Below are 14836 nucleotides of genomic sequence, written 5' to 3' on the forward strand. Positions count from 1 at the left end.
GCGCCGGCCAGGCTCGCGATATGTTTTCTGGTCATTTTCCCCCCGGACGCCGCCACTATTAGGCCAAGGCGGGGGCGCTGCCGCAAGCCCTGGCGGCTCCGGCGCCGGTCGGCGCTTGAAGCGGCAAAAACTGACAGGGCGGCAGCTTTTTTACGGCGCCGCTTGCCGCCGTCACCGCCGCGCCGAACCTAAGAGCCGGAAACGGAACAGGGTTTCCTTCGCACAGGACTTGCAAGGTCTGGCCCAAAACGAGGGCCCATCATGCAAATCCCTTCCGGCGGTGCGAGCCCCTACGTCCCGCCGACATCGCAGACCTCCGCCACGATGACGCCGGTCGCGAAGAAGACCGCCGGGGAAACGGCCGTCGACGATTTCAGGGCCTACGCGCAGATGACGCCCGCCGAGAAGATGCGGGCGGCGATCCTCGGCTCCTTGGACCTTACCGAGGACAAGTTGAAGGCCATGGACCCCAAGGAGCGCGAAAAGGTCGAGGCGAAGATCAAGGAACTGATCAAGGAGAAGGTCCAGGAGGCGACCGAGAAGAAGACCGGCGTCGCCATCGACATCAAGGTCTGAGGCCCGCTCGCGCCGAACGATGTCGGCTACGGCCTAGCCGAAGCGTCCTGGGAACCCTATCTCGGAGGCACCAGGGGGACGCGTGCAGCCAATCATCTCGATCAAGGGTCTTTCAAAGACCTACGCCGGCGGCTTCCAGGCGCTGAAGAACGTCGACCTGGAGATTTCCAAGGGCGAGATCTTCGCCCTGCTGGGCCCCAACGGCGCCGGCAAGACGACGCTGATCGGCATCACCTGCGGCATCGTCAACCCGACCTCCGGCACGGTGACGGCCGACGGCCACGACATCATCCGCGACTATCGCGCGGCGCGCGCCAAGATCGGCCTGGTGCCGCAGGAACTCTCGACCGACGCCTTCGAGACCGTCTGGGCCACCGTCAACTTCAGCCGCGGCCTGTTCGGCAAGCCGAAGAACACCGCCTATGTCGAGAAGGTGCTGCGCGACCTTTCGCTGTGGGACAAGAAGGACGCCAAGATCATGGCGCTCTCCGGCGGCATGAAGCGCCGGGTGATGATCGCCAAGGCGCTCAGCCACGAGCCGCAGATCCTGTTCCTCGACGAGCCCACGGCCGGCGTCGATGTCGAGCTTCGGCGCGACATGTGGGAGATGGTCCGCGGCCTGCGCGAAAGCGGCGTCACCATCATCCTGACCACCCACTACATCGAGGAGGCCGAAGAGATGGCCGACCGGATCGGGGTGATCTCCAAGGGTGAGCTGATCGTCGTCGAGGAGAAGGCCGAGCTGATGCGCAAGCTCGGCAAAAAGCAGCTCACCCTGCACCTGCAGGAGCCGCTGAAGGCGGTGCCCGGCGGATTGAACGGCTTCGACCTGGCGCTCGCCAACGACGGGGCGGACCTCGTCTACACCTTCGACGCCCAGGCCGAGAACACCGGCATCGCCGGCCTGCTGCGCCAGCTCAACGAGCGCGGCGTCGACTTCAAGGACCTGCAGACCGAGCAGAGTTCGCTTGAGGACATCTTCGTCAACCTGGTGAGCGACCGGCGATGAGCGGACCTGCCCTGAACCCCTATGCGATCCGCGCCATCTACCGCTTCGAGATGGCCCGGACCTTCCGCACCATCGTCCAGTCGATCGCCGCCCCGGTGATCTCCACCTCGCTCTATTTCATCGTCTTCGGCGCCGCGATCGGCTCGCGCATGGCCAAGATCGACGGGGTCTCCTACGGCGCCTTCATCGTGCCGGGCCTGATCATGCTGTCGATCCTGACCGAGAGCATCTCCAACGGCTCCTTCGGCATCTACATGCCCAAGTGGTCGGGCACGATCTACGAGATGCTGTCCGCGCCGGTCTCGGCGGTGGAGGTGGTCCTTGGCTATGTCGGCGCGGCGGCCTCGAAGTCGGTGATGCTGGGCACGATCATCCTGATCACCGCGCGGCTCTTCGTGCCGTTCGAGATCCTGCATCCGTTCTGGGCGCTGGCCTTCCTGGTGCTGACCTCGATCACCTTCAGCCTGTTCGGCTTCATCCTCGGCATCTGGGCGGACGGCTTCGAGAAGCTGCAGATCGTGCCCCTGATGGTGATCACGCCGCTCACCTTCCTCGGCGGGAGTTTTTACTCGATCAACATGCTGCCGCCGCTCTGGGCGAAGATCGCGCTGTTCAACCCGGTGGTCTACCTGGTGTCGGGCTTCCGCTGGAGCTTCTACGGGATCTCCGACGTCCGCGTCGGGATCAGCCTCGGCATGACACTCCTGTTCATGCTGATCTGCCTGGGCGTCATCACCCTGATCTTCCGCACCGGCTGGCGGATGAAGACCTAGGACCTATTCGTCTTCGTCGAACTTGGCGCTGACCAGCTGCTCGAGGGCCGCGACGGCGGCTTCGGCCTCGGCGCCCTCGGCCTCGATCTCGATGCAGCAGCCGGGGCCGGCGGCCAGCATCATCAGGCCCATGATCGAGCGGGCGTCGACGGTCTGGCCGTCCTTGGAGACGCGGACCTCGGCGTCGAAGCCGGAGGCCGTCTTGACGAACTTGGCGGAGGCGCGGGCGTGCAGGCCGCGCTTGTTGACGATCTCGACCGTGCGGATCGCCGGTCCGGTCACTTCTCGCCGGCCAGGACGTAGGAGGCGACGGAGATGTATTTGCGGCCGGCCTCCTGGGCGCAGGCCACGGCGTCCTCCAGGCTCTGGCGGGCGCGCACGCTGGCGAGCTTGATCAGCATCGGCAGGTTGAGGCCGGCGATCACCTCTGCCTTGGTCTGCTCCATCACCGAAATCGCCAGGTTCGAGGGCGTGCCGCCGAACATGTCGGTGAGCAGGATCACGCCCGCACCGGTTTCCACGCGCCCGCAGGCCGCGAGGATGTCCTTGCGGCGGCGCTCCATGTCATCCTCGGGCCCGATGCAGATCGCTTCGACCGCGACCTGCGGTCCGACCACATGCTCCATGGCGAAGACGAACTCCTCCGCCAGCCGCCCGTGCGTGACGATCACGAGCCCGATCATACGAAAGCTTCCAAGGGTATCCCCGACGCGCCGCGGTCAAGTTCCCGTCCCGCGAAGCCGTGCTAAATACGCCTCTTGTGCGCCGCGTCAAAGTGGTCGAGCGCGCGACGGAGTTTCGCAGGCGCTGAAGCTTCCCGCGGATCGAGGGTCAGGCGCGGCACCGAAACCCCAAGGATCTCGTCGAAGGCGGGCGCGGGGACGCGCTCGGGCGTCCCGCAACGAACCGCCAGCGCCACCTCGGCCAGCGGCAGGGCTGGAAGGTCCACCACCTCGAGTCCGCGGATTTCCAGCCGTCCGAGCAGCGTATCCGGCGCGCGGCCGAACAGCCGTCCGGCCGAGACCCACAGGATCACCCGGTCGTCGGCCACCAGCTGGAACCCTTGCGCCAGGCAGCGCAGGGCGAGGTCGCTCTTGCCCGCGCCGGCGGGCCCTTCGATCAGCAGGCCGCGCCAGGGTCCGCCGGCCCGGACGGCGATCAGCCCGGCGTGGCGGATCACGCCTTGGCTTCCGGCAGCATCAGCAGGAACACCGCCCCGATCACCTTGCCGTCCACCACCCGGTTCTGGGCCCGCAGGGTGCCCCCGTGCGCCTCGGCGATCTGGCGGGCGATGGAGAGGCCCAGGCCCGAGTTGCCGCCGAACGCCGCCCCCTTGGGCCGGGAGGTGTAGAATCGCTCGAAGATGGTCTCGACGTTTTCGGGCGGGATGCCCGGCCCGGCGTCGGAGATCGTGGCGATCACCCGGCCGCCGGCGCGCTGCAGGGCCACGTCCACCTCGCCGCCCGGCGGACTGAAGGAGCGGCCGTTGTCGATCAGGTTGCGGAAGACCTGCCCCAGGGACCCCTCGCGCCCGGACACCAGCACCGGATCGAGCCCGCCGGACGGATGGAAGCGCACGGCGACCTCCCCGGGCTTGGCGGTCGCCTGGTAGAGCCCGACGATGTCGCCGAGCAGCCGCTCCAGGTCGATGGTCTTGGGCGGATCGCGCGACAGCTCCGCATCCAGCCGCGAGGCGTTCGAGATGTCGGTGACCAGGCGGTCGAGCCGCTGCACATCGTTCTTGAGGATGCCCAGCAGCCGCTCGCGCGCCACGGGATCGGTCACCAGGTCGAGGGTCTCCACCGCCGAGCGCAGCGAGGTCAGCGGGTTCTTGATCTCGTGGGCCACATCGGCCGCGAAGCTCTCGATGGCGTCCATCCGCTCGGAGAGCGCCTGGGTCATGGCCTCGAGGCTGCGGGTGAGGTCGCCGAGCTCATCGTCGCGACGCGCGAGGTCGGGGAGCGAGATCGCCCGGGCTCCGGCCAGCCGCACGCGGTCGGCGGCGCGCGCCAGGCGCAGCACCGGCTGGGCGATCAGCTGGGTCAGCAGCAGGGACGACGACAGGGTCACCCCGATGGCGATGAGGATGAAGGGGATCAGCGCCATCCGCTCGCGGGCGATGATCTCGTCCACGTCATTGGCCTCCAGCGTCAGCACGCCGAGCACGGCCTGGACGCGCTGGATCGGGATCGAGACCGAGACCACGCGGTCGCCGTCCTCCCCGCGCCGCAGGCCCGCCACATGCTGACCGCGCAGCGCCTTGGCCACCTCGGCCCGCAGGGCGGCGCGGGCTTCCCCGGCCATGCCGGCGCGCGGCGGGGCCGGGCGGAGGTCCAGCGACAGTCCGCCGCCGTCGCGCGGCCGGGCCGGCGGCAGGGTCTTCTGCTCCACCCGGTCAGCCACCAGCTCGCTGTCGGCGATGGTGCGCCCCTGCGGATCGAACAGCCGCGCGCGCTGGGTCTTGGGGTTGGCCAGCAACTGCAGGGTGAGGCCCGCGTCGGCGGCGTCCATCGCCGGCTCCGGCTCGCCGAAGGTGTAGGCCTGGTCGATGATGGCGGCCATCAGCTCGCCCTGGGTGGTCAGGCTGTCGATGCGGGCGTTGACCAGCCCCTGGCGAAGCTCATTGAGCACCAGGGCGCCAACGATCAGCACCGCCAGGCCCAGCACGTTCAGCGCGATGATCAGCTGGCCTAGGCGGGTGCCCGGCAGCCAACGGCGTCGCGGAGGCTTGCGGCCCCGATCAGGTTTCGCGGTATCGGTATCCGACGCCATAGAGGGTTTCGATCGCGTCGAACTCGGGGTCAACGTCGCGGAACTTCTTGCGCATGCGCTTGATGTGGCTGTCGATGGTGCGGTCGTCGACATAGACCTGATCGTCGTAGGCCGCGTCCATCAGGTTGTCGCGGCTCTTCACGAAACCGGGCCGCTGGGCCAGCGACTGCAGCAGCAGGAACTCGGTGACGGTCAGCTTCACCGGCTTGCCTTCCCACAGGCAATCGTGACGCGCCGGGTCGAGGGTGAGCTTGCCGCGCTTGATCGCCCGCGAGCCGCCGTCCGCGGCGGCCGCGGCGGCGGTCGGCTCCTCGCCTTCGACGCCCGCGCGGCGCAGCACCGCCTTCACCCGCTCGATCAGCAGGCGCTGGCTGAACGGCTTGTGCATGTAGTCGTCGGCGCCCAGGTTGAAGCCCAGGATCTCGTCGATCTCCTCGTCCTTGGAGGTGAGGATGATCACCGGCATGTCGGAGGTCCGGCGGAGGCGCCGCAGCACCTCCATGCCGTCCATGCGCGGCATCTTCACGTCGAGGATGGCGAGGTCCGGCGGGTCGTTCTCCAGCGCCGCGAGGCCCGCGGCGCCGTCGTAATAGGCCTTCACGGCGTGGCCGTGGCTCTCGAGCGCGAGGCTGACCGACGTGACGATGTTCTCGTCGTCGTCCACCAGGGTGATCTTGGCCATTGGGCTCAGCGGTCTCCTACGTAGCTGTCGTGAAGCTAGTCACCCTGCACCATGGCCTCAATGGGGCGCGAGAACGACGGTCAATCGGACCTTAAAGCTTCGGCGATAGGCTTCAGTTCATTGGGAGGGGCCATATGCCCGGCGCAGACGTGCATTTCGAAGTTTTCGTCCGTCGTTATCCAGACTCGGGGTGGGCCCTGAAGATGGCGACGGACGTGCGGGCCACCGCGCTCGACGCGGCCAACGAGATGGTCGGGAAGGGCGAGGTCGCCGCCGCGAAGGTGACCCGCGAAATCCTCGACGCCGCCTCCGGCGAGTTCCACGCCCTGACCATCCTCACCCTGGGGGCTCCCGAAAAGCCGCGCAAGGTCAAGGCGCCCCAGGCGACCGAGCCGCTCTGCGTCGCCCCGCAGGACCTCTACACCTGCCACGCCCGCGAGCGGATCGGACGCCTGTTCGAGGTCTGGCTGGAGCGCCGCAACGCCACCCCCTTCGAACTTCTGCATCGTCCGGACCTGGTGGAGCAGTTGGAGGCCAGCGGCGTCGAGATCCAGCACGCCGTCCAGAAGATCGCCGTTCCCGAGGCCCACGCCCGCGGCGCCTCGGTCGCCGATATGACCAAGTCCTTCAAGAGCCTGGCCGACCGCGCCATCGAACGCCTCATGCGCGACGCCAAGAAGGGCCTGCCTCACGTCACGCCGGAGACCTTCGCCAAGACCGCGACCCAACTCGTCAAGGACCCGGAAGGCGCCTACCGCCTGGGCTGCGCGGTGGCCACCAGCCTCGCCCCGGCGCAAAGCTGGAGCGAGAAGGTGGGCCTGCTGCTCGACCTCGCCGACGGCGCCCCGGCCTCGGGATCGGCCCGCAAGCTGGCGCTCTCGGTCCTCGCCGAGCCGCTGGAGGAGATCGTCGCGAGCCAGAAGGGCCTCGACAACGTCGTGGGCGGCGGGCTCGACCTCGGCGCGCGCCTGGCGGCCATGAGCCGGCTGGCCGCCGCCGACGTGGTCGACCAGCTGGTCAAGCTCGAACCGTCGGTCGCCAAGGTGATGCCTGAGCTGTCGGTGCGCGCCAAGCGGCTGGCCGGCTGGCTGGTCAGCGAGGATTTCACCGGCGTGCGCGCCGCGATCGGCCAGCGCATCCTGCGCGACCTCGGCGGCCAGCGGCGCCTGCGGCCCACCGATCCGGTGAGCGAGATCGACGTCATCCGCGGCCTGGCCATGGCGCTGACCGCCGCCTCCGGCAAGCTCCTGCCGCTCGACAATGTGCAGGCCGCCTTCTCCGCCCGTTCCAAGATGCTGGTGACCCGCGACTTCGTGGAGGTCTATCTGGGAGACGGCCGCACGGCGCATGAAGAGGCCACGGCGCTCATCTGGCTCACCGAGAACGTCATCGGCCAGGCCGCCAAGCGCGAGGCCGGCCGCTGGCTGCAGTCGCTGGTCTTCAGCCTGCGCTTCGAGACCGAGAGCCGCGAGACCCAGCAGCCCGCCCAGCGCCTCGCCGAGTTCGCCAAGCTGCAGCGCGCGGTCAGCCGGTGCGGCCTGATCGAGGAAACCTATAAGCCCGTCCAGGAGAAGCTCGGCGAGCTGGGCGACATGGTCGAACGCGACGCACGGCTGGTCATCATGACCGCCCACGCCGACGCCTCGGCCCTCAGCCGACTGACCGTCCTCCTGCGGCTGGCGTCCGGCGAGGTGTGCCCGCTGGGCCCCGCCGCCGACCGCGCCCGGGCCGAGGGCCTGAAACTCGCCCGCCAGGACGACACCCGCGCCGAGCTCAGCGACGCGCCGGACCGCGTCGACGCCATCCGCGACCTCCTGAAGCACGCTTCGCTGGCGGCCTGACCGCCCACGCCCGCCGCCGGCCGGCTGGCCTATAGGCCGATCCACCCCTAGGTTGGCGCCTGGGAAGCGGGGAGGCCGGACCTTGGGCGACGGCGCAGAGACCCTTTGGGGCGTGGTGATCGGAGCCCTGCTGGCGACAGTGGGCGGATTCGCGGCGACGCAGATCGAGCACCTCCTGCGGCGGCGCGAACGCGAACGGAGCGCCGCGCTGCTGTTCGGGGAAATCCTCGTGGCCCTCGACCTGACCATCCGGATCGCCGACGAAACCCGGGGCCGGGGCGATCCCTACGGCCATTTCACCATGCGCCTGCTGCGCGCGGTCAGGCGCGAGGCCGAGACCTACGACCGCAACCGCGAGCAGCTCTACGACCTGCGCGACGCCAGGACCCGCGCCCAGATTCACGGGCTTATGGTGCGCATCACCCTCGCGCTCGAGGGAATCGCCGACTCCGCGGCGCAGGTCGCATCCCTGGAAGCCGCAACGAGGGCGCTCAGTCCGGAGGATCCGCTGCGGGAGGATCTCGCGAGCCAGATCGCGGCCATGGCCGACGCCCGGCATGTGACTTTCGGCTTCATGGTCGACGCCGCCCAGCAGATTAAGCCGATCGTCACCACGCTTCGGCCGCTCGCCAAACAGGCCTTCGACGAACACGAGGCGCTTCTCCGTGGCTGATAGCTGGACCGACACCTTTTCGCGCGGCGCGACGTCGGGGGCCACGGCAAGGGCCTTCGCGATCGGCGCCATATCCGCCGCCCTGCTGTGCGGCGCGGCCAACTCGGCGCGGGCAGCGCCCGGGCAAGGAGGCGGTCAGGGCCCCACCGTCTCGGAGCTCGTCGTGACGGCGTCCAAGGAGGTGGCGGAACTCACCGTGACCGCAAAGCTCGCGTGCCTGGCGCCGGACAAGCTTGGCGGGCGGGCGGAGCGACCCAAGGTCGTCAGCAGTTTCCCGGCCAAGGGCTCGGTCGTGCGGCCGGGCCTGCTCGTGGTGCGGGTCACCTTCAACCAGCCCATGGCCTGCGATGGCGCCTTTACCGCCGCGCCGCCGCTTGAGAACCCCTGCCCTGGAGCCGCCCGGCAGATGCTGCTGAGCTATGATCGACGCACAGTAAGAACGGTCTGCGTGGTCGAGCCCAACGTTCAGTATGGGATGTGGATCAGTCAGGACCCCGCCGCGCAGAGCTTCCTGGGTCTGGCCGGCCTTCCGTCCGAGGCCCACCGCATCACCTTCTCCACCTCTGCTGAACCGCCCGCGACAAGCGTTTGCGAGGCCCTGGTTCAGGACCTGGCCACCGCGCACCAGATCCGGCAGCGTCGAGCCCTGGATTGCTCGCAGACGCAGCCAGCCCCTGCAGGCTAGGCGGGCTGGCTCAGAGTTTCAGCACGGCCTTCAGAGCCTCGGCGACCTTGCCCACATCGTCGTCCGCCATGCCGGGGTAGAGCGGCAGCGAGAGGCAGCGGTCGTACCAGCCCTCGGCGCCCGGGAGGTCGAGCTCGCCGTAGCGGTCACGGTAGTAGGGCTGGCGGTGGACGGGGATGTAGTGGACCTGGGTCCCGACGCCGTGTTCACGCAGCGAATCGACCGCTTCGCGCCGAGTGACGCCGGCGGCCTCGAAGTCGATCAGCACGCACATCAGGTGCAGCACCGGGTCGCTCCAGGCGGGCCGCGCGGCGATGCGGACGACCGGCGCCAGCGGCGCCAGCGCCTTCTCATAGGCCTTGGCCAACGCCCGGCGGCGCGCGGCGAAGCGGTCGAGCTTGGCGAGCTGCGACAGGCCCAGCGCGCAGAGGATGTCCGGCAGGCGGTAGTTGAAGCCCGGCTCGGGCATCTCGTACCACCAGGGCTCGGCGCCTTCCGGACGCGCCATGCCGTGGCTGCGCATGATCCGCAGGCGCTCGGCGAGGCCCGCGTCATTGGTGGTGACCATGCCGCCCTCGCCCGTGGCGATGGTCTTCACCGGGTGGAAGGAGAAGGTGGCCATGGCCGAGTGGCGCGCGTCGCCCACCCGCTCGGCGACATTGCCGAAGGTCATGGTGGAACCCAGCGCGTGCGGCGCGTCCTCGACCAGCACCGCGCCCGCGTCGCCGGCCAGGGCCGCGAGCCCCGGCAGGTCGGCCACGTCGCCCCGCAGGTGCACCGGCAGGACCGCGCGCAGCTTGCGGTCTCCGACCCGCTTCAGGGCGTCCGCCAGGGTGTCCGGCGTCATCAGGCCGCTCATCGGGTCGACGTCGGCGAACACCACCTCGGCGCCGACGTAGCGGGCGCAGTTGGCGGTGGCGAGGAAGGTGATCGAGGGCGCGATAACCGCCTCGCCCGGCTGGACGTCGAGCGCCAGCATGGCCAGGTGCAGGGCCGCCGTGCCGTTGGCGCAGGCGACCGCGTGGCGCGCGCCGACCTTTTCGGCGAAGGCGGTCTCGAAGGCCTCCACCATCGGCCCGGTCGTCAGGAAATCGGCCTTCAGCGCGGCGACCACGGCTTCGATGTCGTCGTCCTCGATGGTCTGGCGGCCGTACGGAAGGACGGGGCGGGCCATCCTAGTCCTGCGCGCGCCGCCGGCGCCGGGGCGTGGCGTCCTCGAGCAGCGCCAGCAGGCCGTCGCCGGTCAGCCAATCCTTGTTGGTGTCGCTGGCATAGCTGAAGCCCTCGGCCAGGGCGGCGCCCTTTAGGCCCTTGCGCGTATATTCCACGAAGGCCGGCTCGATGGCGTAGCGGTCGCCGAGATCGAGGGTGGACCGGGCGTCGTCGGCTGAGATCATCATCTCGTGCAGCTTTTCGCCGGGACGGATGCCGACCACCTTGATCGGCAATCCGGGCGCCATGGCGGCGGCGAGTTCGGTCATCTTCATCGACGGGATCTTGGGCACAAAGATCTCGCCGCCCTGCATCATGCCCAGCGAGGAGAGCACGAACTCGACGCCCTCGTTGAGCGTGATCCAGAAGCGGGTCATCCGCGGGTCGGTGATCGGCAGTTCGGTCGCGCCCTTGGCGATCAGACGCTGGAAGAGCGGGGCGACAGACCCGCGCGAGCCCACCACATTGCCGTAGCGCACCACCGAAAACCGCGTGCCGATGTCGCCGGAGAGGTTGTTGGCCGCCACGAAGGTCTTGTCGGAGGCGAGCTTGGTCGCGCCATAGAGGTTGATCGGATTGCAGGCCTTGTCGGTGGAGAGCGCCACCACCGTCTTCACCCGGTTGGTCAGGCAGGCCCAGACCACGTTCTCCGCGCCCAGCACGTTGGTGTGGATGCATTCGGAGGGGTTGTACTCGGCGGCCGGCACCTGCTTCAGCGCCGCGGCATGGATGATGATATCGACGCCGCGGGTCGCCAGGATCAGCCGCTCGCGGTCGCGCACGTCGCCCAGGAAGAAGCGCAGGCGCGCCATCTCCTCCGGGCTGAAGCGTTCGCCCAGATCGGCCACCATCTCGCTCTGTTTCAGCTCGTCTCGGGAATAGATGATAAGTTTCCGGGGCTTGGCGCTCGTCAGCACCGTCTCCACAAACCGCCGCCCGAAGGAGCCGGTGCCGCCGGTGATGAGGATGACCTTGCCGTCAAGGTCGAGGGTAGTCGGCGAAAATCGGCCCAAGGCGCGCTCCGGGAAGGCGGCGAATCTGATCGCTCAGGCACTTGTGGCGCCGCCGCGTAAAGAGACCGCTAACCATAAGTGAGAGATAGTCGCGCCATGAGACGCCGCGACTTCGCAGCCTCGCTCGTCCTGGCCGCAGCGACATCGCTGATCGCGCCCTCAGGCCGGGCCTGGGCCGAGGAAAAGAAGAAGAAGACCGGCGGCCCCGACTACATCGCCATCGACACCCTCACCGGCGCCACCAACAAGGCGGGCGGACGACGCGGGGTCATGACCGTGGATTGCGGCCTCAGCGTTTTCGACCAGAAGCTCCACGAACGCGCGGTGGCCTCGCTCCCCAGGCTGCGGGCGGCCTATGTCCAGGTGGTGCTGATCTACGCCGCGGGACTACCCCCGGGCGCGGAACCGAACGCCGATTTCATCGCCACCGCCCTACAGCGCCAGACCGACCTGGTCCTGGGGCGGCCCGGCGCTCGCCTGTTGATCGGCGCGATCGTCGCGAACTAGCGCCGCGGCCGACGTCACATCGCGCTGATGCCGCCGTCGAGCTTCATTTCCGCCCCGGTCATGAACTTGCTCTCGTCGGAGGCCAGGTAGAGGCAGGCGTTGGCGATGTCGTCGGGCTCGCCGATGTGGCCCAGCGGCACCTGGCGGCCGAGCTTGGCCTCCGCCTCCTCCTTGCCGAACCTCTGGCGCAGCGGATCGAGGATCGGGGTGTCGATGAAGGTCGGGTGGATCGAGTTGGACCGGATATCCAGCCCCTGCTTGGCGCAGTGCAGCGCGATCCCCTTGGACAGCAGCCAGACCGCGGCCTTCGACGCGTTGTAGGATGGCGAATTGTGGGCCGCGATCAGGCCCGCGATCGAGGAGATATTGACGATCGAGCCCGGCTGATGGGCGCGCATGTATTTCAGCGCGTGCTTGGTCCCCAGGAACACCGAGTCGACGTTGACGCTCATCACCGTCTTCCAGTCCTCGAACGCCAGGCTCTCGATGTCGCCGCCCAGGCTGATGCCGGCGTTGTTCACCAGCACCGAAATGCCGCCCATGGCCTCGTCGGCCTCCTCGAGCGCGAAGACCCACTGCTCTTCCTTGGTGACGTCCAGCGGGAAAGCGAAGGCCGTGCCCGCGCCGTGCGCGGCGTTCAGCTCGGCGGCCACCGTCTTGGCGCCTTCGAAGTTGATATCGGCCAGCGAGACCTTGGCGCCCTCGGCGGCCAGCTTGCGGGCCATGGCCGCGCCCAGTCCCTGCGCCCCGCCGGTGATAAAGGCCTTCTTGCCGGCCACCCGTCCTGTCATGTCGTCCTCCAGCGCCGCCGCAGCGGCTAGTCTTCTTTCATCCCGACGCTCTTGGCCGCCATGTCCATCAGGCCGGCGAGCGTGACGTCGAGTTCGGTCACCCCGTTTGCGTCATGCGTCGTCAGGGTCACGTCCACGCGGTTGTAGACGTTGAACCACTCCGGATGGTGGTCGAGCTTCTCAGCCATCAGCGCGGTCCGGGTCATGAAGCCGAAGGCCGCGGTGAAGTCGGAGAAGCGGAAGGTGCGCTGGATCGCGTCGCGTTCACCCTCGGCGAGCTTCCACAGCGGCCGGCGCTTGACCGCCTCGGCGGCTCCGATCTTCGCGGGCCGGCTCATGCGGCTTGCTCCGCGTCGAAGGTCAGGCCCGTCGCCGCGGCGAGTTCCCCGAGCGTCTGGTCGACATCCACCACCTTGATGGCCTTCATCCCGAGCGCCGCGGCGGGTTTGCAGTTGATGCCGAGGTCGTCGAGGTAGACGCAGGCCCCCGGCTTCACGGCCAGGAGCTCGCACATCATCAGATAGATCCGCGGATCGGGCTTGCGGACGCCCGCCTTGGAGCTTTCGATGATCGCGTCGAACAGCGGCATCACCTGGGCCATGGCGCCGGCCGTGCGCTGGCCCTCGTCCTGGCCGGGGCTGTGCATCGAAACCACGTTGTTGGTGATGCAGCCCACCTTGAAGTGCTGCTTGCAGGCCTTCAGCGCCGCCACCATCCGCGGCCGCAGCTCCCCCGACAGCTTCGGCAGGACGTCGGCGCCACGGAGCGGATGTCCGAGCGCGGCGGACTCTTCCAGGAAGAGGCGGTCGAAGCCCGCCGCGTCGATCTCGTTGCGCTCGAACAGCGCCCAGGCGTTGGTGTCGGGGTTGGTCGAATTGACCTTGCGGACCAGGTCCTTCGGCAGGCCCTTCTCGGCTTCCAGGCGGTTGAAGGCCTCGAACGGCGAGGAGGTGAACACCCCGCCGAAATCCCAGATCACCGCCTCGATTTCAGGCTTGGCCGCCATTCCACGCTCCGCATTTCGACAGGCGGCGGACGCTAGAGACGTGGGCGCGGACGTGCAAGTAAGGCGCATGCTTCCCTATCGCCTGCCGCGGCCGCTCCGGCTCGCCCTCTACGCCCTGGCCACGGCCATCCTGCTCTACCTCTGCCTCGCGCCCAGCAAGGACCTGCCGAAGGTCAACCTGTGGGACAAGGAGGAGCACGCCGCCGCCTGGCTGGTCCTGACCCTGACGGGGCTGGCGCTCTCGCCCTGGCGGCCGCGCGCCATCGCGGCCTTCGCCTTTGCGGTCGGCGTCTTCGTCGAGCTGGCCCAATGGGCCATGGCCTTCGGCCGGGACGCCGACTGGCACGACGTGGCGGCCGACTGCGTCGGGATCGTCGTCGCCTTCATCCTCTATGCGCCGGTGCTGGTCTTCGCCCGCTCGCGCCCCCGCCCCCAAAGCCATCCCCAAAACCATCCCCAAAACCATTCATGACCCTGCGCCACCGGCCCTGGGAAGAGGCCGCCGACTTCCAGATCGGCCTGAAGCCCATCGCGCCCGGCGACTGGCTGGAGGGCGGCGAGGCCGACCCGGCGGCGCGCAAGGACACCCTCATCGCGGCCTATCGCGGCCTGGTCTGGGCCGAGACCGAAGACTCGCGGCCGGCTCAGGCCGAGGTCTGGGAGATGGTCGAAGCCGCCCTCGGTCCGGCACCCCGCCCGCCGGACCTGCCGCCGCTCTACGCCGCGGCGCGTCGGGTTCCGGACGACCTCTGCCTGATGGAAAAACGCGACGGCCAGTGGCGATTGACGGCGCTCTCGCTTTCGGCCGGCAGCTTCTTCACCGCCGAGCAGGTGATCGGCCGCAGCCTCGCCGAACTGCACGGCCCGGTGACCGGCTTTGCCGAGCGGTTCCTGGCGCGGGTGCAGCGGATCTTCGAAGGCCTGCGCCCGGAACTGGTGCTGGAGCGGCGCAACTGGACGCTGCTCAACTCCGCGGCCCTGCACACGCCCACGTCGGGGCCCATCCGGTCGCGGATCGGCGAGATCGATCCGGCGCAGGCCGGCGATGTGCTCAATCTGCGGGTCGAACGCCAGACGCTGCGCCGCCTGCCCAGGACCGGCGGCGCGCTGTTCACGATCCGCGTCTGGCTGGCGCCGCTGGACAGCCTCAGGGACGATCCCGACCGCCTGGCCGCCTTCGCCCGCGCCTGGGGTGCGGCCACGCCCGAACTGCGCGCCTACAAGCGATTCGATCTCTATGACGATCTGGTGGAGGCCTTCCTCCGCGGTTCGCAATCCCGCTAGGCTTCAGGGGAC

The 14836-nt window shown here is 68.8% G+C and carries 19 protein-coding genes; 9 read left to right on the top strand and 10 right to left on the bottom strand.

Annotated elements, in window-relative coordinates; all coding sequences use genetic code 11:
- Positions 1–261: 261 nt before the first annotated feature.
- From ACESMY_RS00455 to ACESMY_RS00465, 3 genes are read left to right on the top strand one after another with little or no spacing between them, the layout of a single operon-like run.
- Positions 262–576: a hypothetical protein gene (locus tag ACESMY_RS00455; protein ID WP_372781068.1), complete on the top strand. Its 315-nt coding sequence runs from the start codon at positions 262–264 to the stop codon at positions 574–576.
- A gap of 58 nt (positions 577–634) precedes the next feature.
- Positions 635–1585 carry an ABC transporter ATP-binding protein gene (locus ACESMY_RS00460; protein ID WP_372782262.1) on the top strand — a complete coding sequence of 317 codons (951 nt, stop codon included), beginning with the start codon at positions 635–637 and terminating at the stop codon, positions 1583–1585.
- Positions 1586–1596: 11 nt separating this feature from the next.
- A complete protein-coding gene (locus tag ACESMY_RS00465; protein WP_372782264.1) occupies positions 1597–2358 on the top strand; it encodes an ABC transporter permease in 762 nt (253 codons plus the stop codon).
- Between the two features lie 3 nt (positions 2359–2361).
- Here ACESMY_RS00465 and ACESMY_RS00470 read toward each other — a convergent pair whose 3' ends face one another.
- The 5 genes from ACESMY_RS00470 to ACESMY_RS00490 form a co-directional block, all read right to left on the bottom strand.
- Complete coding sequence (locus ACESMY_RS00470; protein WP_372781070.1) at positions 2362–2640, bottom strand: HPr family phosphocarrier protein; 279 nt, start codon at positions 2638–2640, stop codon at positions 2362–2364.
- The gene (locus tag ACESMY_RS00475) at positions 2637–3041 is read right to left on the bottom strand and encodes a PTS sugar transporter subunit IIA (RefSeq protein ID WP_372781072.1); all 405 of its coding nucleotides are present in this window, start codon (positions 3039–3041) and stop codon (positions 2637–2639) included. Before ACESMY_RS00475 ends, ACESMY_RS00470 begins: the two co-directional genes overlap by 4 nt.
- Before the next feature lie 62 nt (positions 3042–3103).
- Positions 3104–3538 carry an HPr kinase/phosphorylase gene (locus ACESMY_RS00480; RefSeq protein ID WP_372781074.1) on the bottom strand — a complete coding sequence of 145 codons (435 nt, stop codon included), beginning with the start codon at positions 3536–3538 and terminating at the stop codon, positions 3104–3106.
- Complete coding sequence (locus ACESMY_RS00485; RefSeq protein WP_372781076.1) at positions 3535–5130, bottom strand: ATP-binding protein; 1596 nt, start codon at positions 5128–5130, stop codon at positions 3535–3537. Before ACESMY_RS00485 ends, ACESMY_RS00480 begins: the two co-directional genes overlap by 4 nt.
- On the bottom strand, positions 5099–5812 hold the full coding sequence (locus tag ACESMY_RS00490) for a response regulator transcription factor (protein ID WP_372781078.1): 714 nt from the start codon (positions 5810–5812) through the stop codon (positions 5099–5101). Before ACESMY_RS00490 ends, ACESMY_RS00485 begins: the two co-directional genes overlap by 32 nt.
- A 203-nt stretch (positions 5813–6015) precedes the next feature.
- Between ACESMY_RS00490 and ACESMY_RS00495 the strand changes: the two genes are divergently transcribed.
- The 3 genes from ACESMY_RS00495 (at position 6016) to ACESMY_RS00505 (ending at position 9011) form a co-directional block, all read left to right on the top strand.
- Positions 6016–7653, top strand: a complete 1638-nt coding sequence (locus tag ACESMY_RS00495) for a hypothetical protein (RefSeq protein ID WP_372781080.1) — start codon at positions 6016–6018, stop codon at positions 7651–7653.
- Between the two features lie 82 nt (positions 7654–7735).
- Positions 7736–8326, top strand: a complete 591-nt coding sequence (locus tag ACESMY_RS00500; RefSeq protein WP_372781082.1) for a hypothetical protein — start codon at positions 7736–7738, stop codon at positions 8324–8326.
- On the top strand, positions 8319–9011 hold the full coding sequence (locus ACESMY_RS00505; protein ID WP_372781084.1) for a hypothetical protein: 693 nt from the start codon (positions 8319–8321) through the stop codon (positions 9009–9011). The genes ACESMY_RS00500 and ACESMY_RS00505 overlap by 8 nt, the downstream gene beginning before the upstream one ends.
- A 10-nt stretch (positions 9012–9021) precedes the next feature.
- On the opposite strand, the gene pseC is transcribed toward ACESMY_RS00505, so the two are convergent.
- Positions 9022–10185, bottom strand: a complete 1164-nt coding sequence (gene pseC, locus ACESMY_RS00510) for a UDP-4-amino-4,6-dideoxy-N-acetyl-beta-L-altrosamine transaminase (protein ID WP_372781086.1) — start codon at positions 10183–10185, stop codon at positions 9022–9024.
- Between the two features lies 1 nt (position 10186).
- Positions 10187–11236, bottom strand: a complete 1050-nt coding sequence (pseB, locus tag ACESMY_RS00515) for a UDP-N-acetylglucosamine 4,6-dehydratase (inverting) (protein ID WP_372781088.1) — start codon at positions 11234–11236, stop codon at positions 10187–10189.
- A 96-nt stretch (positions 11237–11332) separates the two neighbouring features.
- Between pseB and ACESMY_RS00520 the strand changes: the two genes are divergently transcribed.
- A complete protein-coding gene (locus tag ACESMY_RS00520; RefSeq protein WP_372781090.1) occupies positions 11333–11743 on the top strand; it encodes a hypothetical protein in 411 nt (136 codons plus the stop codon).
- 14 nt (positions 11744–11757) lie between these two features.
- On the opposite strand, the gene ACESMY_RS00525 is transcribed toward ACESMY_RS00520, so the two are convergent.
- Genes ACESMY_RS00525 through ACESMY_RS00535 form a run of 3 tightly spaced genes read right to left on the bottom strand, consistent with a single transcriptional unit; the run spans position 11758 to position 13540 of the window.
- Positions 11758–12534: an SDR family oxidoreductase gene (locus ACESMY_RS00525; RefSeq protein ID WP_372781092.1), complete on the bottom strand. Its 777-nt coding sequence runs from the start codon at positions 12532–12534 to the stop codon at positions 11758–11760.
- Positions 12535–12560: 26 nt separating this feature from the next.
- Entirely contained in the window at positions 12561–12872 is a 312-nt protein-coding gene (locus ACESMY_RS00530; RefSeq protein WP_372781094.1) for a 4a-hydroxytetrahydrobiopterin dehydratase, read from the bottom strand.
- Complete coding sequence (locus tag ACESMY_RS00535; RefSeq protein ID WP_372781096.1) at positions 12869–13540, bottom strand: HAD-IA family hydrolase; 672 nt, start codon at positions 13538–13540, stop codon at positions 12869–12871. The genes ACESMY_RS00530 and ACESMY_RS00535 overlap by 4 nt, the downstream gene beginning before the upstream one ends.
- Before the next feature lie 67 nt (positions 13541–13607).
- Here ACESMY_RS00535 and ACESMY_RS00540 point away from each other — a divergent pair, with 67 nt between their 5' ends.
- Together ACESMY_RS00540 and ACESMY_RS00545 are read left to right on the top strand one after the other, a co-directional pair.
- A complete protein-coding gene (locus tag ACESMY_RS00540; RefSeq protein ID WP_372781098.1) occupies positions 13608–14012 on the top strand; it encodes a hypothetical protein in 405 nt (134 codons plus the stop codon).
- A complete protein-coding gene (locus ACESMY_RS00545) occupies positions 14009–14824 on the top strand; it encodes a heme-dependent oxidative N-demethylase subunit alpha family protein (RefSeq protein ID WP_372781100.1) in 816 nt (271 codons plus the stop codon). Before ACESMY_RS00540 ends, ACESMY_RS00545 begins: the two co-directional genes overlap by 4 nt.
- Positions 14825–14836: the final 12 nt, after the last annotated feature.

The organism is Phenylobacterium sp., assembly GCF_041691455.1.
GTDB lineage: Bacteria > Pseudomonadota > Alphaproteobacteria > Caulobacterales > Caulobacteraceae > Phenylobacterium.